General features: G+C 70.7%; 21 protein-coding genes. 11 read left to right on the top strand and 10 right to left on the bottom strand.

The features are described 5' to 3' along the window. The first annotated feature begins 374 nt into the window (after positions 1-374). The 5 genes from ABD901_RS54540 to ABD901_RS54520 all read left to right on the top strand — a co-directional run bounded on the left by ABD901_RS54540 (position 375) and on the right by ABD901_RS54520 (position 6,630). Complete coding sequence (locus tag ABD901_RS54540; protein ID WP_345143268.1) at positions 375-1,682, top strand: diaminopimelate decarboxylase family protein; 1,308 nt, start codon at positions 375-377, stop codon at positions 1,680-1,682. Beyond that, positions 1,666-1,917 carry an Lrp/AsnC ligand binding domain-containing protein gene (locus ABD901_RS54535; RefSeq protein WP_345143265.1) on the top strand — a complete coding sequence of 84 codons (252 nt, stop codon included), beginning with the start codon at positions 1,666-1,668 and terminating at the stop codon, positions 1,915-1,917. The genes ABD901_RS54540 and ABD901_RS54535 overlap by 17 nt, the downstream gene beginning before the upstream one ends. A gap of 101 nt (positions 1,918-2,018) precedes the next feature. Then, on the top strand, positions 2,019-3,413 hold the full coding sequence (locus ABD901_RS54530; RefSeq protein WP_345143263.1) for a hypothetical protein: 1,395 nt from the start codon (positions 2,019-2,021) through the stop codon (positions 3,411-3,413). Continuing rightward, positions 3,410-4,516, top strand: a complete 1,107-nt coding sequence (locus tag ABD901_RS54525) for a hypothetical protein (RefSeq protein WP_345143260.1) — start codon at positions 3,410-3,412, stop codon at positions 4,514-4,516. The genes ABD901_RS54530 and ABD901_RS54525 overlap by 4 nt, the downstream gene beginning before the upstream one ends. Further along, positions 4,513-6,630, top strand: coding sequence for a serine/threonine-protein kinase (locus tag ABD901_RS54520; protein ID WP_345143258.1), 2,118 nt, complete (start codon positions 4,513-4,515; stop codon positions 6,628-6,630). The genes ABD901_RS54525 and ABD901_RS54520 overlap by 4 nt, the downstream gene beginning before the upstream one ends. Positions 6,631-7,124: 494 nt before the next feature. On the opposite strand, the gene ABD901_RS54515 is transcribed toward ABD901_RS54520, so the two are convergent. The 6 genes from ABD901_RS54515 to ABD901_RS54490 form a co-directional block, all read right to left on the bottom strand. Next, complete coding sequence (locus tag ABD901_RS54515) at positions 7,125-8,030, bottom strand: aminoglycoside phosphotransferase family protein (RefSeq protein WP_345143255.1); 906 nt, start codon at positions 8,028-8,030, stop codon at positions 7,125-7,127. Between the two features lie 241 nt (positions 8,031-8,271). Beyond that, positions 8,272-8,634: a hypothetical protein gene (locus ABD901_RS54510; protein ID WP_345143252.1), complete on the bottom strand. Its 363-nt coding sequence runs from the start codon at positions 8,632-8,634 to the stop codon at positions 8,272-8,274. A 178-nt stretch (positions 8,635-8,812) separates the two neighbouring features. After that, complete coding sequence (locus ABD901_RS54505; RefSeq protein WP_345143249.1) at positions 8,813-9,166, bottom strand: hypothetical protein; 354 nt, start codon at positions 9,164-9,166, stop codon at positions 8,813-8,815. A gap of 202 nt (positions 9,167-9,368) precedes the next feature. Then, on the bottom strand, positions 9,369-10,454 hold the full coding sequence (gene corA / locus ABD901_RS54500; protein WP_345143244.1) for a magnesium/cobalt transporter CorA: 1,086 nt from the start codon (positions 10,452-10,454) through the stop codon (positions 9,369-9,371). 102 nt (positions 10,455-10,556) lie between these two features. Next, positions 10,557-10,679 (bottom strand): hypothetical protein, encoded by a 123-nt coding sequence (locus ABD901_RS54495; RefSeq protein WP_345143241.1) that lies wholly within the window; start codon positions 10,677-10,679, stop codon positions 10,557-10,559. A gap of 20 nt (positions 10,680-10,699) precedes the next feature. Further along, positions 10,700-11,506, bottom strand: a complete 807-nt coding sequence (locus ABD901_RS54490) for a hypothetical protein (protein ID WP_345143238.1) — start codon at positions 11,504-11,506, stop codon at positions 10,700-10,702. Positions 11,507-11,623: 117 nt separating this feature from the next. Here ABD901_RS54490 and ABD901_RS54485 point away from each other — a divergent pair, with 117 nt between their 5' ends. Beyond that, the gene (locus ABD901_RS54485; RefSeq protein ID WP_345143235.1) at positions 11,624-12,028 is read left to right on the top strand and encodes an ArsR/SmtB family transcription factor; all 405 of its coding nucleotides are present in this window, start codon (positions 11,624-11,626) and stop codon (positions 12,026-12,028) included. Between the two features lie 660 nt (positions 12,029-12,688). Next, positions 12,689-13,843, top strand: coding sequence for a magnesium and cobalt transport protein CorA (locus ABD901_RS54480; RefSeq protein WP_345143232.1), 1,155 nt, complete (start codon positions 12,689-12,691; stop codon positions 13,841-13,843). Between the two features lie 81 nt (positions 13,844-13,924). On the opposite strand, the gene ABD901_RS54475 is transcribed toward ABD901_RS54480, so the two are convergent. From ABD901_RS54475 to ABD901_RS54465, 3 genes are all read right to left on the bottom strand, one after another. Further along, complete coding sequence (locus ABD901_RS54475; RefSeq protein ID WP_345143229.1) at positions 13,925-14,683, bottom strand: DUF4118 domain-containing protein; 759 nt, start codon at positions 14,681-14,683, stop codon at positions 13,925-13,927. 217 nt (positions 14,684-14,900) lie between these two features. Continuing rightward, on the bottom strand, positions 14,901-15,038 hold the full coding sequence (locus ABD901_RS54470; RefSeq protein ID WP_345143226.1) for a hypothetical protein: 138 nt from the start codon (positions 15,036-15,038) through the stop codon (positions 14,901-14,903). 45 nt (positions 15,039-15,083) lie between these two features. Continuing rightward, positions 15,084-15,437 carry a hypothetical protein gene (locus ABD901_RS54465; protein ID WP_345143223.1) on the bottom strand — a complete coding sequence of 118 codons (354 nt, stop codon included), beginning with the start codon at positions 15,435-15,437 and terminating at the stop codon, positions 15,084-15,086. Positions 15,438-15,746: 309 nt separating this feature from the next. Between ABD901_RS54465 and ABD901_RS54460 the strand changes: the two genes are divergently transcribed. Further along, the gene (locus ABD901_RS54460) at positions 15,747-16,115 is read left to right on the top strand and encodes an Mth938-like domain-containing protein (protein ID WP_345143220.1); all 369 of its coding nucleotides are present in this window, start codon (positions 15,747-15,749) and stop codon (positions 16,113-16,115) included. A gap of 186 nt (positions 16,116-16,301) precedes the next feature. Further along, positions 16,302-16,604, top strand: a complete 303-nt coding sequence (locus ABD901_RS54455) for a hypothetical protein (RefSeq protein WP_345143217.1) — start codon at positions 16,302-16,304, stop codon at positions 16,602-16,604. A 399-nt stretch (positions 16,605-17,003) separates the two neighbouring features. Here ABD901_RS54455 and ABD901_RS54450 read toward each other — a convergent pair whose 3' ends face one another. Then, complete coding sequence (locus ABD901_RS54450; RefSeq protein ID WP_345143212.1) at positions 17,004-17,426, bottom strand: hypothetical protein; 423 nt, start codon at positions 17,424-17,426, stop codon at positions 17,004-17,006. Between the two features lie 370 nt (positions 17,427-17,796). Here ABD901_RS54450 and ABD901_RS54445 point away from each other — a divergent pair, with 370 nt between their 5' ends. Further along, the gene (locus tag ABD901_RS54445) at positions 17,797-18,228 is read left to right on the top strand and encodes a hypothetical protein (protein ID WP_345143209.1); all 432 of its coding nucleotides are present in this window, start codon (positions 17,797-17,799) and stop codon (positions 18,226-18,228) included. A gap of 347 nt (positions 18,229-18,575) precedes the next feature. After that, on the top strand, positions 18,576-19,019 hold the full coding sequence (locus ABD901_RS54440; protein WP_345143206.1) for a hypothetical protein: 444 nt from the start codon (positions 18,576-18,578) through the stop codon (positions 19,017-19,019). Positions 19,020-19,021 lie beyond the last annotated feature (2 nt).

The raw sequence follows: 19,021 nt of genomic DNA, 5'->3' as shown, positions 1-19,021 counted from the left end.
CATCTGGCGCTGCTGGCAAGACAACGTCCCCTACAACCCAGCCGCCCACGGCGCCCTCCAAACCCTCCTCAACCAAGACCAACCAACGGCCGCCCGACCCAGGGGTTGACACAGGGCAACTCAAGCCGGCCGGGCCAGGCAACACTCAATGCAACAGCACCAGCGATCGGCAGCCGCCGCAGTTCCAGTCACGGGGGGATGCATGGTGGCTGCTGCCGAACCCGCTGTATGACAGGGCCGGGATTCTTTACGAAATCCTGATGTCCCAACGGATGCGGCGTAGAGATTGCGTCAACACACCTTGGCGGCCCATCTCGGCGCTGCCAGTGTTGGAGGCGCTAACCCCTCACGCACGAAACCGGAGCAGTGTCACCATGACGCTCACTGAGCGATCCTCGCTGCCGGCCCATCTCGACTCCATGGTCTGGCCGCGGACGGCGCGTTGGTCCGAGGGCGGCGACCTGCGCGTCGGCGGCGTCGGCCTCGCCGCCCTCGCCGCCGAGCACGGCACGCCGGTCTTCGTCGTGGACGAGACCGATGTCCGTGCCCGCTGCCGCGCCTACGCCGCCGCGTTCGGCCCGGACGCCGTCGCCTATACGGCCAAGGCGCTGCTGAGCATCGACATCGCCCGCTGGATCGCCGCCGAAGGCCTCGGCCTCTACGCCGGCTCCGCCGGCGAGGTCCGTGTCGCCGCCCTGGCCGGCTTCGACATGCGCCGCGTCGTGCTGTACGGCAGCGCGAAAACCCCGGAGGACCTCGAGGCGGCCTACGCGGCGGGCGTCGGTACGGTCGTCGTGGAGTCCCTCGGCGAAGTCACCCGCCTCGCCGCGACCGCCCCCGCCGGGCAGCGGGTGCTGCTGCGTGTCCTCGCCGGGCCCGAGCCTGCCGGCGGCCACGACAGCCGGTTCGGGGTGCGGGTGGCCGGCGGCGAGGCCGCCGCCGCCGTCGCCCGGATCGCCGCCCAGCCGGGACTGCGCCTCGCCGGCTTCGACTGCTCGCTCGGCCACCAGCTCAACCGGTTCAGCCTGTACGAGCGGGAGATCGGCCGCCTGAGCGAGTTCGCCGCTGCAATGCGCCGCGCCCACGGTGTCGAGCTCGAGCAGCTGAACCTCGGCGGCGGCCACTCCGTCGCCTACCGGCCGGCCGAGCTGGACCTGGCCCTCGACGCATTCGCCGCGCGGATGCGGGCGGTGCTTCGCCTCGAGGCCGACCGGCACGGCATGCCCGCGCCGCGGCTCACCGTCTCGCCCGGCCGCGCGATCGTGGCCCGGGCCGGCGTCACCGTGTACCGCGTCGTTGCCGTCACCCGTACCCAGCGCGGCGACCGTCTCGTCGCCGTCGACGGCGGCATGTCCGACTGCCCGGCCACCGCCCTGTGCGGCAGTCGGCACAGCGCGGTGCTCCTCGGCCGCGACGCCCACGCCGCCTCCGGGCCGGCCGCCGTCGTGGGCCGGCACAACGACGCCGACGACATGGTGGTCCCCGACGCCGAGCTGCCCACCGACGTACACCCCGGCGACCTGCTCGCTGTCGCCGGCACCGGTGCCTACCACCACGCCCGGGCCACCAACTTCCACCTCGTCGCCCGCCCCGCCCTGCTGGCCGCCGCCGGAGGCCGGGCGCGCGTGCTCGTCCGGCGAGAGTCGCTCGACGACATGCTCGCGCGTGACCTCGGACGGTGACATCCAGGCGGTGGTGCTCGTACGCACCGCCGACCCCGATACGACACGCTTGGACCGGCTGCTGCGGCGCATCCGCGGCGTGACGGCGGCCTGGCACCTCGCGGGCGACGCCGACCTGCTCGTCCTGGTGACCTGCCGGGACCTGGGCGACCTGCGCCGCATCCTGACCCGGCTCCGGGCCGAGGGCCGCGCCGTGATCACGGACACCCACCTCGTGCTGCGCCAAGCGCGGTGAGGGCGTGGTTTTTTCGTCAAGGACCCTACCCGGGCGGGCCGCGGCGAGCCCATCATCGATCCACTGCGGGCCTGGGCCGCGGTGACGGGGAGAGGAGCACCGTGGAGCTTCGGAGCTTCGGTGCGCCGACGCGGATCCGGCTGCTGGCCGGCGTCATCGCGCTGCTCGTCGCCGCCCTTGTCGTCGTGCTGACCGTCGAGGCGCACCGGCAGCGCGACGGCCTGCGCGTGATCGGTGGACAGGCCGCGCCGGAGGTCGTCGCCACCGCCGAGCTGTACTTCGCGCTCAACGACATGGACGCCCAGCTCGCCAACGTCCTGCTCGTCGGCGACGACACGACGCTCGGCTTCACCCGGGCGAAGGCGCTCGAGCTGTACCAGCAGCGCCGTGGCCAGGTCAGCGCGGACCTGCAGCAGGCCGCCGCGGCCGCAAACGATCCGGTCACCGCGCAGCGGGTCCGCGACCTGCTCGACGCGCTCGGCCGCTACGAGACCCTCGCCGCCCGCACCCTGCTGCTCGACGAGCAGCACCCGCACCCGGCCGGCGACCCGCCGGCGGCCGCCCTCGCCGAGTACCGCCAGGCGACCGACCTGCTCGCCGGGACGCTGCTGCCGGCCGCCCGGGACCTCGGCGACCACCACGCCGCCGCGTTGGCGGGCACCTATCAGGACCAGCGCGGCGAACTGCTGACCGTGCGGGCCTGGCTGCTCGTCCTCGGCGGGCTGCTGCTGGCCGCGCTCGCTGTGATGCAGGTGTACCTCGCGCGCCGGTTCCGTCGCGTCCTCAACGCACCCCTGCTGGCCGCGACGGTCATGGTGGTAACGCTCGCCGGCGGCGGCGTCGCGCTCGGCACCAGCGTCGCCGAGCACCTGCGCTCGGCGAAGCGCGACGCCTTCGACTCGATCCTCGTCCTTGAGCGTGCCCGCGCGGTCAGCTACGACGCCAACGCCGACGAGAGCCGCTACTTGGCCGACCCGGAGCGCGCTGGGCAGTACGAGGCCGCCTTCCTGGGCAAGACCCAGCAACTGGTCACCCTCGACGGCGCGACCCTGGACGCGTACGACGCTCGGCTCGATGCCGCGTTGCAGGGCTACCGGCGCGACCAAGCCGATGTCGGCTGGCGCGGGTACCTCGGCACGGAGTTCCGCAACATCACGTTCACCCGGGAGCGGGCCGCCGCCGAGACCGCCATCGCCCGGTTCCAGACCTATCAGCGCGACGACCGGCACATCCGGCGGCTCGTCCGCGACGGCGACCGCCGGGCCGCGATCGCGTTCTGCACCAGCTACGCCCCCGGTGACTCGAACTATGCCTTCGACGAGTACGACAAGGCCCTCGTCACGCTCATCGACATCAACCAGCGGGCGTTCGACGATCGCATCGCCGGCGGCGAGCGGGAGCTGTCGCCCGCGGCGTATGCGCCGGCCGTGATCGGCGTCGCGGCCCTCGCGCTGCTGTTGCTCGGGCTGCGCCGGCGCCTGGGGGAGTACCGGTGAGGCGCATCGCCGGCCCGGACGCCGCGCACGGCCGGGTGGTCGCCGCGCTGTTCGCCGCCGACGGACACCCGGCGCTGGCCGTGTTGCGCGGCGGCGGCGGTACCGGGCGCCGCGCCGAGCTCGCGCGCGAGCTGCCGGCCGAGCTCGCCCGGCTCTGGGCCCTTTTCGCGGCGCTGGGCGACGCCCTCGAGACCGGCGCAGACGTCGACCTCGACGCCGACGGCCTGCCGGTCGCCGGCACCGGCGCCGCGCCGGCGCGGCCGATCACGGCCGCCGACCTGGTCCACGACCTGGACGGACGCGCCGCCGCGCTGCTGCGCGAGCTGGCCGCCGTCGAGGCCGCCTGGGCCGCCGTCGCCGGCCGCATCGAGGCGGCGGCAACCGCGCTCGCCCGCGCCGAGCGGCTCGCCGACGACCTCGGCGCCGAACCGCCCGCGCGGCTGCAGGCCGCCATGGCCGAGGCTCGGTGGCGCGACCTCGCCGACCCGGCGGCCGCGGTGGCCGACGGCCGGCTCACCCCCGACGTCCGCGGCCGCCTGGATCGGCTCGACGCACTCACCGCAGCCACCCTGGCCGAGCTCGAGACGCTCGCCCGTTTCCGCGACGACTTTCCCGATCGAGCCGCGGCGCTGCACGCCGCCGTCGACGAACTCGCTGTTGCCGAGGCCGGGGCCGCGCGGGAGTTCGCCGTCGCACGGGCGAAGATCGCCGAGACTGGACTGCCGACCCCGCCGCGGGCGACGCACGTGCTGCGAGCCCGGCTGCGGCAGGTCGACGGGTACGCCCGGCACCGGCAGTGGCCGCGCGCCGTAGACGGCTACGTGGCCGTGTCGGCGGCGCTGACGGCCGCCCGGCAGCGCACGGCCGAGCTACGCGCGGCCGCGGCCGGGCTGTTGCAGCGCCGCGACGAGCTGCGCGGCCGGCTGGAGTCGTACCGGATGAAGGCCGCCGCGGCCGGATTCGCCGAGGACGACCGGCTGGCCGAACGCCATGACCAGGCCCGGCAGCTGCTGTACACCGCGCCGTGCGACCTGCGGGCGGCCACCCGCGCCGTGCACGCCTACCGGGCGGCGCTGGCCGAATTGAGCGAGGAGGGACGTTGACCGGCTGCCGACGGCCGGGCTGCACCGGCGACTACGACCCGGACGGGTACTGCAACGAGTGCGGTCACAAGGCCGCGCCCGGCGGCGACTCCGGTCTCGGGATCCCGAGCGGCGCGGTGACCAGCGGCCGGACACGGGGCCGCGGTGGCCTCGGCGCCGACCTGGTCGCGTTGGCCCCGGTGCCGCTGCGCGACCCGGCCACGGCCGTCCTGGCGGACCCGCAGGTGCCCGAGTCGCAGCGGTACTGCAGCCAGTGCGGCGGCCCCGTCGGGCGAGGCCGTGCCGAGGGCTTCTGCCCCCGCGACGGCACCCCGTACTCGTTCGTGCCCCGGCTGCGCGCCGGAGACCTCGTCGAGCGGCGGTACGAGATCCTGGGGGCCATGGCCCTCGGCGGCCTCGGCTGGATCTACCTGGCCCGCGACCGCAAGATCAGCGAGGCCGGCGCCGACCGGTGGGTGGTCCTCAAGGGCCTCATCGACACCGGCGACCCCGACGCCGCCGCGGCTGCGGTCGCCGAACGGCGCTTCCTGGTCACCGTCGACCACCCGAACATCGTCAAGATCTACGACTTCGCGCGGGTCGAGGCGGCGGGCTACATCGTCATGGAGTACGTCGGCGGGCGGTCGCTGAAGGAGATGGCCCTCGCCGACGGCCGCCGCGTTGTACTGCCGCTGCCACAGGTGCTCGCCTACGGCCTGGAGGTGCTGCCCGCACTGGGCTACCTGCACGAGCGCGGTCTGCTCTACTGCGACTTCAAGCCCGACAACGTCATCCACGCTGAGGAGCAGCTCAAGCTCATCGACCTCGGCGCGGTGCGGGCGATCGGCGACGACGTCTCTGCGCTTTACGGCACCCCCGGCTACCAGGCGCCGGAGCTCGCCACCGTTGGCGCGTCGATCGGCTCGGACCTGTACACCGTGGGCCGCACCCTGGCCGTGCTCAGCTTCGCGTTCGAAGGCTTCACCAGCACTTACGCCGACCGGCTGCCCGACCCCGCCGACGTACCGCTCCTGGCCCGCGAGGAGTCGTATCACCGGCTGCTGCGCCGCGCCACCCACCTGGAACCCTACCGCCGGTTCGCCACCGCCGCCGACATGGCCGAACAGCTGCTCGGCGTGCTCCGCGAGGTCCTCGCCGCCGCCGACGGCGCGCCCCGCCCGGCCGGCTCCGCCCGCTTCACCGGCGAGCGCGCCCCGTTCGGCACCGGCATCAATCCGCCCGGCGGCGCCGTCGTGGCCGCCGCACTGCCGGTGCCGCTGGCCGACCTGGCCGACCCCGCGGCCGGCTTCCTCGCCGCCCTCACCACCGCGGACCCGGGCGCCGCCGTCGCGGCGCTGCAGGCGGCGCCGGTCTCCAGTGTCGAGGTCCGGCTGCAGCTGGTCCGCGCCCTGCTCGCCGCCGGCGATCCGGCCGCCGCGATCCGGCAGCTGCAAGCCACCACCCTCGCCGACGACGACTGGCGGCACGACTGGCACGCGGGGCTCGTCGCCCTCTTCCAGGGCCGATCGAGCGAGGCCCGCACCCATTTCGACGCTGTCTACGATGCGCTGCCCGGCGAACCGGCGGCCCGCCTGGCCCTTGCCGCGGCGTGCGAGCTGGCCGGCGACGCCGCGGCCGCGGGCCGCCGCTACGAGCGGGTCTGGCGGACCGACCACGCGTTCGTCAGTGCCGCATTCGGCCTGGCCCGCGCCCGCCTCGCAGCCGGCGACCGCAACGGCGCCGTGCGGGCCCTCGACGAGGTCCCCGCGACCGTCGGGATGTACGGCGCCGCCCAGGTGGCAGCCGTGCACGCCGTGCTCGACACAGCGACCGGCCCGCTCAGCCCGACCGAGCTCGTCGAGGCGTCGGCGCGGCTGGAGCGGATGCAGCTGGACGCCCGCCGGCAGGCGCTGCTGGCGGTCGAGACGCTCAGCGCGGCGCTGCACTGGCTCGCCGCCACATCCCCGCCCACCCAGGCAAGCGGCCGCGTGCTCGGCCACGGCCTCACCGAACGCGAGCTGCGTACGGGCCTGGAACGCAGCTATCGAGCCCTGGCGGTGCTGGAGCCCCAACGGACGGCCCGGCATGCGCTGATCGACCGGGCGAACGCGGTGCGGCCGTGGTCGCTGTGGTGACCAGGCCTCGTACCGGCTGCCCGTCGTGCGGTGGCGTCGTTGTGGCGGGCGACCGCTACTGCGAGGAGTGCGGCCGGCCGATCACCGCCGCCGTGGGTGGTCGCTGGGCGCTCGTCCCGGACGGCCCGCGGGCGGAGGCGGACCTCGGCGCGGCCGCGGTGCTCACCGACCGCGCCGGTCGCACCCGCGTAATGAAACCCGAGCGACGCCCTGTTCCAGGAGGACTTCACCTTCACGGAATGGCTCGGCCGCTGGGTGGAGGGCGTGCTGGACCAGCCAGCCGCCAAGTACACCGGGCAATGCGACGAGGCCACGACCGCTGACGACGACCCCTGGCGGGCCGACTGGACGGCGACTGGGTGACATCCGGTCGTCGGCGATGCCTAACGTCAGGCCGGCGCCTGGCGCTGACCTACGTATGTGTGCGCGGGGACTCGCCGCACGCCGAAGTGCAGGGCCGGGTCTGCGGACCAAGCATCTGGGCCGGGCTCACGTCAAAGGCCCTTCAGAACACGATCAAGTGCCGACCGGCCTGCGGGCCCCCAGTTCGGCTTGCCGCCGGGCAGGCCGCGGTCCCCGTTCTGGCCCATCAGCATCAGGAACAGGCTCTTCATGGCGGCCAGCCCGCGCGCCCGTCGGACCGTCGCCTCGTCCGCCGGGGCGTAGCTGTCGAAAAACCGTGAGGCGCCTCCCTCTGGCAGCAGCAGCCAGGCAGCCCCGAGGTCCCATGCCGGATCGCCGGCGAAGAGCGCGCCGAAATCGACGATGCCCGCCAGTGTGCCGTCGGCGACAACGACGTTCGCGGGATGCAGGTCACCGTGCACCCATACCCGTGGTCCCGGCCACTCGGGGGTCGCCGCCGCATCGTCCCACACGGCCCGGATGTCATCCTCGGCGAAGCCGAAGCCGTCGAGGTCCACGGCCCCCAGGAAGTGCTCAAACCCGCCCCAGGAGTCCTTGGGGTGGGTGCCGAAGTCCGAAGCGCCCGGCGCGTCGGCGGGCGCCTGCACGTGCAGCGCTTTGAGGAACGCCGCCAACATGTCGGCCGCGTGGTCGCCACGCACGATCGTCCCGTGGTCCAGGGGCGTGCCTTCGACCCATGTCATCACCGTCCATATCTTGGGGAAGCGCTCGGACGGCGTACCGCTCCGCACCGGAGTCGGGATCGGAAGCGGCAGGCGTGAGGCCAACAGTGGCAGCCAGCGGCGCTCCTTGAGCTGCAGATCGGGACTGTTGTCCATCCGCTGCATTCGGACGGCCAAGTCGTCCCCGAGGCGCCACATCTGGTTTCCCCAGCCACCCGCTACCTCGCGGATGGGCAAATCGGCCAGGTCAGGATGCTGCTCCCGCAGCAAATCCCGGACCAGATCCTCGCTGACCTCAACCTCGAACTCAATCACGGGAAGTCACGGTACTTGAGCTTCATGACCTGACCGGCGCGGCGCGGCACAGTGGACACCGGCTGCCCCGCGGAACCCTCGCTACCACCCTCGGTCTGCTTTACGTGATCCAAGGCAATCCATCCCCAGCGCTAACACCAAGGATGCTGGCCAAGGGGCGGGTCCCAAAGGCACGCCCACGGAAATCGGCGATAGAGGCCTGGGCCCGAAACCCACGCCCAAGCGGGACCATCACCAGCGCTCAAAACCAGCGATGGACCGCGCGGGATCGAGAACGCCGCACCAGCGGTTGGCAGCCGCAGCCGCTCCCGCCGCAGCCACAGGCGGCCCCCGCAGCCGCGGCGCGCCGAGCGCTGCGGCGGCGGTGCAGCCACCACGTGCCCAGCGCGACCACGACCAGCCCGGCCGACACGCCCAGGAGGGTCTTCTCCAGGATCGCCGCGCTGGCGGCGGTGAGGACGCCGGCGGCGATGAGCAGCGGCAGCGCGCAGCAGGCGGCACAGGCCAGCGCGGCGAGGGCGCCGCTGACCTTGGACCGCATCGGCGGCTTGTTGTCCACCGGCGTTGTCGCGTCGTAGTGGTGGCGAGTCAGGGGCAGGCTCATGCAGAGTCTCCGTCACGGTGGGCGGTGCCGATGGTCAGAAAAGGGGATGGGGCAGTCGGCGCAGGTGCAGTTGGTGGGGCTGTCGCAGCGGGCCGGCGGCAGCAGCCCGGCTCGGCGTAGGCGCGCGATCGTTCGACGGCCACCCTGGACTCGGCGGCCACGTGGAGCAGGGCGGTGGTCACGGCGTCGCCCCGGCGGCCACCGCACTCGCCCGCCCCGCGAGGGAGGCGAGCACGTCGGTGTAGGCGGCGGGCACCTCGACGTCGAGGGTGAGCGCCTCAGCCCCATCCCCGGCGGTGGGCTGCGTGGTGATGGTGAAGGTGAAGAACGAGCAGCATTCGGTCTCGCGGGCGGCGAGGTCGCGTACGGCCGCCTCGAGCCCGGCCGGCCCGGTCAACTGCATCCGCGCGTGGGTTGGACTCACCGTCTCCACTTCGCGGACCGCGGTGGTGAACAGCGCGTCGAACTCGGCTAGCCGCAGCGGCTGCGCGGCCGTGGGCAACGTGCATGCATCGGGGACATCAAACGCCATCGCAGGCTCCTTGAGCTGGCACTTTCGACGCTGGACCGGCGCCTGTCCCTCGACGGTAAGCCTGTACCTGGGTACCGAGTGCAACCCCAGGCTCACTGCCGTTCGATCAGCTACGCACCTACCTCATTCACGCGGGCCAGATCATCTTCGCCAAGAGCCCGCGGACTCGGGATCAACAAGGCCGAGAACAGATCAACTTGATTCAGAGCCAGCCGGAGCGACGCAGGTAGCGATAGAGGATGATGGAGCTGATCAGCATGATGGTGAGCACGATGGGGTAGCCGTAGCGCCAGTTCAGCTCAGGCATGTACTTGAAGTTCATGCCGTAGATGCCGGCGATGGCGGTTTGCAGTGCGGCAATGGCGGCCCAGGCGGCGATCTTGCGCATGTCGTTGTTCTGGTCGACGGTGACCTGGGTGAGGCGGGCCTGCAGGACGGAGTTGATCAGGTCGTCGTAGGCGTTGACGCGGTCGACGACGCGGTTGTGGTGGTCGGCGACGTCGCGGAAGTAGCGGCGGATCTCCTTTGGAAGCTGGACGAGGTGGCCTTCCAGGATGGCGGCGAGGGGCTGCTGGAGGGGCACGACGGCGGAGCGGAACTCGACCAGTTCGCGTTTGAGCTGATAGACGTGGCCGATGTCGATACCGGCGGTGCGTTGGAACACCTTGGCTTCGACGTGGTCGAGGTCGCGTTGGATAGCGGCGACGATGGTGAGGTAGACGTCGACGACCCTGTCATAGACGGCGTGGACGACGGCCCAGGGTCCCTGGGCCAGCAGTTTGCGGTGGGCCTCGAGGTCGGCACGGACGGAGCGCAGCTCGCCGATAGCGCCGTGGCGCACGGTGATGACGAACTTCTCGGCGACGAAGATCCGCACGGAGCCGGTGTCGATGACTTCGCTGGTCTCGGTGAGCTCGGCGTGTTCGACGTAGGAGGCGGCGCGGATCGCGAGGAAGGTGATGTCCTCGTAGCGTTCGATCTTCGGCCGTTGCTCGGGGGACAGCGCGTCCTCCACGGCGAGAGGGTGGAGCCCGAATGTCGATGCGACGGCGGCGAAGTCGGCCTCGTCGGGTTCGTGCAGTCCGATCCAGACGAACGCGTCCGGCGTCTCGCCGGCCTGCTCGTACATCTCGGCGAACGTGCGCTGTTCGGGTTGGCGGACCCCGGCGATGTAGAGGGCGCAGTCGACGACTGCGTCATGGTGCCGCTCCGGCTGCTGAGGAGGGGTTTCGACGACGTCGGCCGGGCTGCCCGTCAGCGGCATCCGCCAGCCCTTGAACTGTCCCATGGTGATGTTGCCTTTCGGGTCACGTCGGCGCGTGTGCGGTGCGGCTGGTATCTCGTCGCCGGTTGCGCTGATGAACGTCGGTGGGTTGACGGATACGGTGGCTCAGCCGGCGCTGCCGGCCGGGTTCATCGTGATGAGCACGACGATCACGATGATCCAGGCGGCGACGCCGATGACGAGGATCCATGGCAGCAGGCGGCGTCCGAGGCTCCTGCGCGGGGTCATGGCGTGGTCTCCTTCGGCTGTCATCGGCACGGTGTCGTCCGGCGTACGGTGATCGCGGTGCCGTCGTCTGAAGCGGCCACGATGATGCTGGCAGTGCCGTCGCGGTAGGCGACCCGGTTGGAGCCTGCGGCGAGGTAGGTGCGGGCCCCGGCCGGGACCGTGAGGCGGTCGGCGAGCCGGCCGCTGTCGGTGCTGCGGCTGATCGCGGCGACGGTCCTGATCTGTCCGGCCGGGCAGTCCAGGGTCGTGGTGGTGAGGATTGCCGGGGCGGTGCCGAGTGAGTCCAGGAGTGTGGTGATCGCCGGTACGGCCGGGTCTTCGGGTGGCGGCGCGCTGTCCGGGGTTGTGGCGGGCCCGGCGACGCAGCCGGTTGCCGCGTCGGCGACGAGCCAGCCTATGCCGAGTTGGCGCACGGACACCCGCACTCCACCGGCCAGGTCGGCGGTCAGGGGTGGTGCGGACCCGGACGTCACCGTGTCGCGGTGGGCCTGGTAGGTGGCGGGGAGTCGTTGGGCGATCCGGCCGATCAGTGTGTCCTCGTCGCCGCCGGCCACGTACAGTTCGGCGGTGCGGCTGTAGCGGCCTCCGGTGCGCAGCACACCCAGTGGGCAGGTCGCGGCCCGGACGAGGCCGTTGACAGCGACTGCGGGTTCGTCGCCGGCCGCGGCGAGCACGTCGGCGAGGGCGCGGTCCATGTCGGGCAGGGCGGTGTCGACCTTCGGGTCCCGGCTGGCCTGCCACCGCCACACGCCGACGGCCGCGCCGGCGAGCAGCGCGAGCGCGGCCAGCACAGACACGGCGAGCAGCCACCGTTTCCTGGTCGACATGAGCGAGATTGTGCCCGACGTCGTCGGGCCTGCCGTCTTCCAGGCGCCACCGGGCACGCCGTGCCGACTGGGGTGGTTGGCTGGCCCGGGCACATCGCAGACGCTACGGTTACTTGCGTGGAGGCGCAAGAACAGTTCGGGCCGGTGGTCGACGTGCTCAAGGCGCTCGCGGAGGCGACCCGATTGCGGTTGGTGTGGGCGTTGGCGCAGCGGGAGCATTCCGTGGGTGAGCTGGCCGAGCTGGTGGGCGCCAACGTCGCAGCGGTTTCGCAGCACCTGGCCCGGTTACGCGACGCGGGTCTGGTTGCGTCGCGTCGAGACGGCACGCGGATCTTCTACCGTGCCGCCACGCCGCATCTGGCGGCCCTGCTCGAGCAGGTGGTCGTGGTCGGCGGGCATGTGACCGGCGAGCTCGACCTCCCGCTGCCGTCGGCGCCGGCGTTTGCGGCTGCGTTGCCGGCGGAGGGTCGTGGTCGGGCGGCCCGGCCGCGGGCGGCGCAAGCCCGTACCGCCGGGGCCTGAACTCCTGCCATACGTCGCGACACATCGCACAATGCGATCAGCCGGGCCCTGTCCATCATGGTCGGGAGCCAGTCCTGAGCCGCGGTGCTTACCGTCCGCCGCCCCCACACTACGGCGACAACCGAACGTGTGTCGGCACAGCGTGCTGGCCAACGTACGATGGATGGTGAAGCGTGGCCTTGTGGACGGGCGGTCAGGGATGGCGCTCATCGGCGTTCTGATCCTCTTGGCGCTGTGGCTGGTTTGTGCCGCGACGGCGCTGTACGTGGCATCACGGCTCGCCCACCCCGGTGACGGGCGCGTCTGGCATCTACACAAACGGCGGCTCCACCGGCACTGAGCTGCCGATCCCGCACGACGCCTGTCGCATCCGCGGTCGCAATCTCTCAGCGGTTTCGGGCTCTTTGCGTCTGCACGCAAACAACGCGTACGATCGCGGCGTCGGACAGGTCGACACGAAGGAGGTGGGGCAGCTATGCACAGCAGCCAACCTCCGAGTTCGCGCTGACGCTCCAACTCAGCGCGTGCCCACCGCCGCGCACCCCTCGCCACGCTGTCCGCCGCTCAACAGCTTGATGCTGTACTGCCCGGCTCAATCGGCGTGTGCGCTTCCTGCGGACTCTGTGTCCTCGTCGCGTCGTTCTCTGTGGAGGCCGTGCCATGTCCGATCAGCGTCTGCGTGCACTTCGGCTGACCCGACGGGTGCTGGCGCGCCCGGACCACCGGGTGGCGCAGCCCGCGCCGCCGGAGCTGTCGATGGACCCGCGCGCCGCGGCGGCGGTCCCGCCGGTTGAGCAGAGCGTCGTCACCTCGGCGATCTACCGCGACGGCAAGCGTGTCGACAGCCCACCCACGCTGGCCGAGACCTACCGACGGCTGCGCGAACAGTCGGACACGATGGCCTGGATCGGGCTGTACCGGCCCGCCGAGACGCAGCTGCTGGCCGTGGCCGACGAGTTCGGGCTGCACGAACTGGCCGTCGAAGACGCCATCGTCGCGCACCAACGGCCCAAGCTGGAACGCTACGGAGACACCCTCTTCGTGGTCCTGCACGCCGCCCGCTACCTCGACGACATCGAATCGGTCGACTTCGGTGAGCTGCACCTGTTCGTCGGCAAGAACTTCGTCCTCACCGTCCGCCACGGCCCCGCCCCCGACCTGCCCGCCGTCCGCCTGCGCATGGAGAACGACCCCGAACTGCTGCGCCGCGGCCCCGAAGCGATCCTCTACGCCATCCTCGACAGCGTCGTGGACGGCTACGCCCCGGTCGTCGCCGGCTTGCAGCACGACATCGACGAGATCGAGACCGAGGTCTTCCGCGGCGACCCCACGGTCACCCGACGCATCTACGACCTGTCCCAAGAGGTCATCGAGTTCCAGCGGGCGGCGCGGCCCCTGCTGAACATCCTCAACCGCCTGTCCGCCGGATTCGACAAGTACGGCACCGATGAGGAACTTCGCCGCTACCTCGCCGACGTCGCGGACCACGCCACCACGGTCGCCGAACGCGTCGACGGCTTCCGCCAGACCCTCGCCGACATCCTCACCCTCAACGCCACCCTCGTCTCCCAGGCCCAGAACGAGGAGGTCAAGCGCCTCACCGAGGCCAGCTACGCCCAGAACGAAGAGATCAAACGCATCTCCTCATGGGCGGCCATCCTCTTCGCCCCGACCCTCATCGGCACCGTCTACGGCATGAACTTCGACCACATGCCCGAACTCCACTGGCTCGGCGGCTACCCGTTCGCGCTCGCGCTGATGGCACTGGTCTGCGTGGCGCTGTACATGGTGTTCAAACGGCGCGGCTGGCTGTGAGTGCGCCACGAAGAACCCCGACGGTGCCGCCGACGCTGCAGTCGGACGGGGCTGGACCGCTCGAGGTTCACGGCGCAGGGACTACGCGGGCCCGCTGGTCTCGTCGGGCCTCGCGGCGTCGAGGGCGGCACCGGTCTGGTCGGCGAGCGTGACGGCGACGAGGCGGGCCTGCAGAGGCACGACGGCCCCGCGGGTTGGCTGGAGCATGAACCGACCATGGAACCGTCCACCGGCGGACGCCCGCAGTTCGATCTCTTCGTCCGGGAACTCGTCCTGGTTGAGGTTCCTGCGGACGCGGCCGTGTGTGATGCTGCCGTCGCGTTCCAGACGTGCCGGATGGCCGAGCAGGGTCCCGTACTCGAACCGGCATCCTCGCAGGTGCAACAGGTCAACCAGCTGCGTTCGCACCTGGTCGACGACGGCGCGGCTCTGCGCGCCCGACTGGACCAGTGCGGTGGTGCGCTGAATTTGCGCCAGGTGGTCGGCCTCGGTGATCGTGACCAGGTACAGGCGCCGGGCCCGGGCCGCGAGCTGCGAGACCGCCAGACCCACGACGAGCAGCAACGCCGCCGTGGTGATGTCGGCCGACGCGGCGATGGCGAACCGCCCGTAGGGCTCGGTGAGGAACAGATCGAACCACGCCGCGGCCGACAGGGCCGCAAGCGCACCAGCCGGGCGGTTGCCGGTAGCGGCCACCGCCACCACGGCCACGACCATGACGAGCGACGCGTTCGCCGCGGACAGACTCCCACGAAACGGGGTCAGCGCAGCGGCGACCGCGAGCGGCACCACGACCGCGGCGGCCAACGCGAGCATGTCTCGGCCGGGATACCTGGGCACGGACACACCTCCTTGCCTTCCGGTGCGACCGTACCGTGCGTGGTGGTCGCGACTACCGGCATCACCAGTGCTCACCCACCATGAGGCATGCCGGGCTCTCCTGACCGCCACATCGGCCCGTTGACGGTCGCCGCGCAGCCGTTGCCGTCGCCGTGGATAGCGACGGATCGCGGTGACGGAGCCGCGGTGACCAGCTGATCGCGCGTGGCTCCTGGTGTCATCGGGCGGCGTTCTCGGGTTGCGGCGGCGCGGGCAGGATCGCGTCGGTGGCGTCGTGGTGGCCGTTGGGCTGCAAGGTGAACAGCTCCGCGTTCCGCCACTGCCGGGCGCTGTCAGCGTCGGTGAGGAAGTTCATCACCCCGGATCAGCGCTCCGCGCCGCCAGCACCAAGCGGCCGGCGTCACGGCAGCGATCTGATCCCGGGTACGCCCGCCGCCGGCTGCGCCGGAGAGTCGCCGACGTCGGTATGCGGCGCGGCGTCGACTGGTCGGGTCGCGCGCCGCAGAGCGCGGTGTATCTGCGCCCCGGTCGGCAGGTCCAGCCGGCACGCCGACACGCCAGTCATCGCTTCGTCGCCGGTCACCACATCCCGACCGTCGACCAGGATCGTGGGGGACGGGAAGTCACCCACCCGCTCCACCACCGCCACGTCGACCTGCGCCTCGGCCAAGCATTGCGCGAGCAGCCGGCGAGCGGCGTCCGCGTGTGGGCACTGCGGCACGAGCAGCAACTCGATCGCCACCGGTGCGGCCATCGCCAACCCCCTGCATGATCGCATCCGCCTTGCCGGATACGTTCCGGCCGCCATAGTTTCCGGACAGGCGGATACGACTGCAAGAGGGGGTATCTGATCTTGCGTCAACCGCCGCAGTTGATCATGCTGGGTATGCGCGGCGAGCGGTCGACGGAGGACACTTCAGTTTCAGGCGCTGGTGCGGGCAGCGCGTGAAACGGTCGGTTGCGGCGGGATACCTCTCGCTACTTGCCGTCTGCCGGCCGGCCGTATGGACCGACCGGCCGGTCACCCCCGGGGCAGAGTGAGCCCGCGGCTTGGAGGTGAACGATGAAGCCTCACATCGACGGAACGACGTTTGGTTCGATCACGATCAAACGAACGGTCTACGCGCACGACGTCATCATCCGGCCCGACGGCCGGGTGAAGAAGCGGAAGAAGAAGCTCTCCAGCGCCATCTACGGCACCTCGCACACGGTCTCCCGGCGGGAGGCTGAGTACGTGTACAAGCAGGCAGCCGGGGCGGACCGCTTGATCGTGGGCAGCGGCCAGGACGGCAACGTCAGACTCTCGCCCGAAGCGGCCGCATACCTGAAACGCAAGAAATGCCGCGTGACGGTGCTGCCAACACCCAAGGTGATCAGCGTCTGGAACCATACGAAGGGCACGGTGGTCGGCCTGTTTCACGTGACCTGCTGAAGGGCCAACCCGGCCATCGCGCTGCCGGTCGGCACGCATACCTCGCGGCAGCGCCTCCAACGACCGCCTCCACAATCGTCACCGCCCGGACCATCGCAGCTCATGCGCCATCGTTCAGCCCTTGCCCTCGCCGACTGGCCGGGCAAGAGTTGGACATGAGCCCGGATGTCGGCGAGGTGATCGGAAATGGTGTTCACCATCTTCGTGATCGTGCTGGCGGCAGTCGCGGTCGTGTCATCCGCCAGCGCGTGGTTTGCCAGGCACCGAAGCCGGGATGAGACCGGACCACAGCCGGCTGTACAGCGGCCGACGGACCCAGCGGTTATCGCTGAGGCGATCAGTCGAGCCGACTCGCACGGCGAGCGGGTGGAGGCCGTACTCACCACGTGGTTGCTCGCCGGTCACCTGTCGGCCGAAGAGTACCGGCGAGACATGGCAATCCTTGCCGAGCGGGAGGCGCTCCGCCACGGGCGATGCTCGGGGCGCTGATCAGACTCCTGCCCCGACCTGCTCTGTATCCCTCGGATCTGACCGACGATGCAGTGGGCCCTGGCCGAGCCGCGGCGGCCGCCGGGAGAAAATACCCGCGAAGGTTGATTGTGGACGAGCCGACGCTAGGTCAGCCACGGCCAGAAATCCAACCGACGATCGCCACGGTCGGGAATTGGTCGGCGCCGTTGGCACCGTTACGATCCCGGCAGTAGCACGGCTGCCAGTGATACGGAAATCGTGCCGATGGCGGCTACCGGGCGTCGAATTCTCATTTCGCCTCCATGCTCGTCGAATTGCGGTGGGATGGGTATGTCCATGGAGATCCGACAATTGAGTTGATGGGTGTGACGGTTCGCGAAGCGTGGCCGATCCGCTCGGCCCCCGGTGGGATCGGGATCAGCGACCTGAGATCCAGGCGGTGGCCACGGGCGAAGGCCATTGGTTGGCGCCGTTGGCTCCATCACGCGCAACTACGACGAAGCGAAGTGTGTGACCTTCCTTGAAGTCGTAGTCACACCACGTCCATCCATTCTGGGCGCCGTTTGCGTCGTGGCATTCCCCGCTGCGACCGTAGTCCGTGTTCCAGATGACCACGGCCCGAAGCCCGTCCGGACGAATATCCTGAATCGCGAACTTGTCGCCGTCGGAGTAAAAACACGCGTCACCGGAAGGGTTCGCCGGCTGGGAGCAGAACACAGTTGTCGCGGCGTGCGCGGCTGAGCCGGTGCCAAACACCGCTGCGGCGGCGGCCACGACCGCGGTCGTGATACTGGCGATGATTCGACGCTTCATATCCGGCCCTTCCCCATAGGTGAGCAATGACCGCAGAGTACGAGGTACGGGCCAACAATGCGCCACGGGACGGCAGTGACTTGAGTAAATCTTAATACACGCCTCGTCGGGCTCGGTTCAAGGTGCTGATGGTGGCGGGACATCGATTGATCAAGTTTCGCTCAAGACCATCGGCGTCGCGAACTGCCTTGCCGCAGCGGCGCGATAGGTTCAGCTAGCTCGATACGCAAGATCATTTCGTGAATGGCGTATGAGCGGGAACGTCCCCCAACCGCTTCCGAGATGAAGCTGCTGCCCGGCTCGCCCGGCGTCCTGCACCAGTTCGGAAACACCGCGAACGGCGTATCAGCGCCGGGCAGCCTCCCGACGACAACCAACCGACGTGAAGGAGTCCACCGTGCGCAAACCGAGCGGAAAGATGCTCGCCCTCGCCGCCGCAGCCGGCGTAGCGGCAACCTTGCTGGTCCCCACCGCAGCGCAGGCCGCCTACTGGGGCAGCGAGACCAACTACGTTGCGATTTCCAGCGGCCCCACCGGGGACTACTCCTGTGTCAGTCACACCGGCGTCACCGCCTGCTTCAAGCCCCTCGGTGACCTGTTGTACGTCAGAGACATCCGGGCGGACGGATACGCCGCGGTCGTCGAGTGGACCGCCGACGCCCCCGTGGACTCCTATCGGGACGGCTCCTGCGTCAACAACCTCGGCTCGGGCAACTGGGGCGTCTGCGACAAAGACTTCGTCGAAGGCGTCACTATCGTGATCAACGGCGCACGCTACACGGGCGGCAACCTCGTCGACCGTGGCCATGACCTCTACCTGACGACCTGACCGCATCCGCAGCAGGCCGGTTCCTCAGCCCGGTCTGCACGAGGAACCGCACTTCCCCGTCGCAGCCGCCTGAGACGGGGAGGTGCCGGTCCTCGTGGCGGGATCACTCGCTGTCGAACCAGAACCTTGACGCCACCCGCCCAGCCACATGCTGTCAGCCGCCACCGCCGCCGCCCGAGAGCGGCGACCGCCTTTTGCGCAAACCTTGAGCGGCGTGAATCCTGAGCCGCTGGGCACGTTCGTCAATTTCTGTTCAAGGCTGGTTCGCGGCGGTCGCCGGGCGCGGGCGCCGACCGTAGCGTGCGTAGCCAATGATCTCCATCTCCATCGATCGGAACGGGGTACCGATGATCGGAAGACGCATCAAGGCCGCCGCGCTCGCCACCTGCGCCGTCGTGCCGCTCGCCCTGCTCGCCACGCCGGATTCCGCGGCGGCCTCGGGCACCGACTACCTGTGGGCGTACTGGCAGAAGCCTGGCAGCACCACGTCGGGCGGGTACGGCGTGTTCCACGCGTACGGCGAGATCGTCCAGGTGCAGGACTGGCACGCCGACGGCTGGCGGACGTGGGCGCAGATCCAGAAGCTGCTGCCGGACTCGGACGGCGTGCTGCACTGGGTCAACCACAGCACGCCGTGCTGGGACGACACGAGTCACGGCGACACGAGCGGCGGCGGCTTCACGACATGCAACTACTCGCTGCCCGAGGGCACCATGGTCCGGGTGCACGTCTGGGCGACCAACAGCGGCGAGCACAAGTACGACTCGTACAGCCCCTCCGGCACGGCCTGACG

It is taken from the genome of Dactylosporangium darangshiense (genome assembly GCF_039537565.1).
GTDB lineage: Bacteria > Actinomycetota > Actinomycetes > Mycobacteriales > Micromonosporaceae > Dactylosporangium > Dactylosporangium darangshiense.
This window is presented reverse-complemented; position numbering and strand designations above follow the sequence as displayed.

Bases quoted from the DNA above. Each gene is read 5' to 3' on its own strand.
- ABD901_RS54540 (WP_345143268.1), top strand. From the start codon at position 375: ATGACGCTCACTGAGCGATCCTCGCTGCCGGCCCATCTCGACTCCATG.
- ABD901_RS54510 (WP_345143252.1), bottom strand. From the start codon at position 8,634: ATGAGCCTGCCCCTGACTCGCCACCACTACGACGCGACAACGCCGGTG.
- ABD901_RS54505 (WP_345143249.1), bottom strand. From the start codon at position 9,166: ATGGCGTTTGATGTCCCCGATGCATGCACGTTGCCCACGGCCGCGCAG.
- corA (WP_345143244.1), bottom strand. From the start codon at position 10,454: ATGGGACAGTTCAAGGGCTGGCGGATGCCGCTGACGGGCAGCCCGGCC.
- ABD901_RS54495 (WP_345143241.1), bottom strand. From the start codon at position 10,679: ATGACCCCGCGCAGGAGCCTCGGACGCCGCCTGCTGCCATGGATCCTC.
- ABD901_RS54490 (WP_345143238.1), bottom strand. From the start codon at position 11,506: ATGTCGACCAGGAAACGGTGGCTGCTCGCCGTGTCTGTGCTGGCCGCG.
- ABD901_RS54480 (WP_345143232.1), top strand. From the start codon at position 12,689: ATGTCCGATCAGCGTCTGCGTGCACTTCGGCTGACCCGACGGGTGCTG.
- ABD901_RS54470 (WP_345143226.1), bottom strand. From the start codon at position 15,038: ATGAACTTCCTCACCGACGCTGACAGCGCCCGGCAGTGGCGGAACGCG.
- ABD901_RS54465 (WP_345143223.1), bottom strand. From the start codon at position 15,437: ATGGCCGCACCGGTGGCGATCGAGTTGCTGCTCGTGCCGCAGTGCCCA.
- ABD901_RS54460 (WP_345143220.1), top strand. From the start codon at position 15,747: ATGAAGCCTCACATCGACGGAACGACGTTTGGTTCGATCACGATCAAA.
- ABD901_RS54455 (WP_345143217.1), top strand. From the start codon at position 16,302: ATGGTGTTCACCATCTTCGTGATCGTGCTGGCGGCAGTCGCGGTCGTG.
- ABD901_RS54440 (WP_345143206.1), top strand. From the start codon at position 18,576: ATGATCGGAAGACGCATCAAGGCCGCCGCGCTCGCCACCTGCGCCGTC.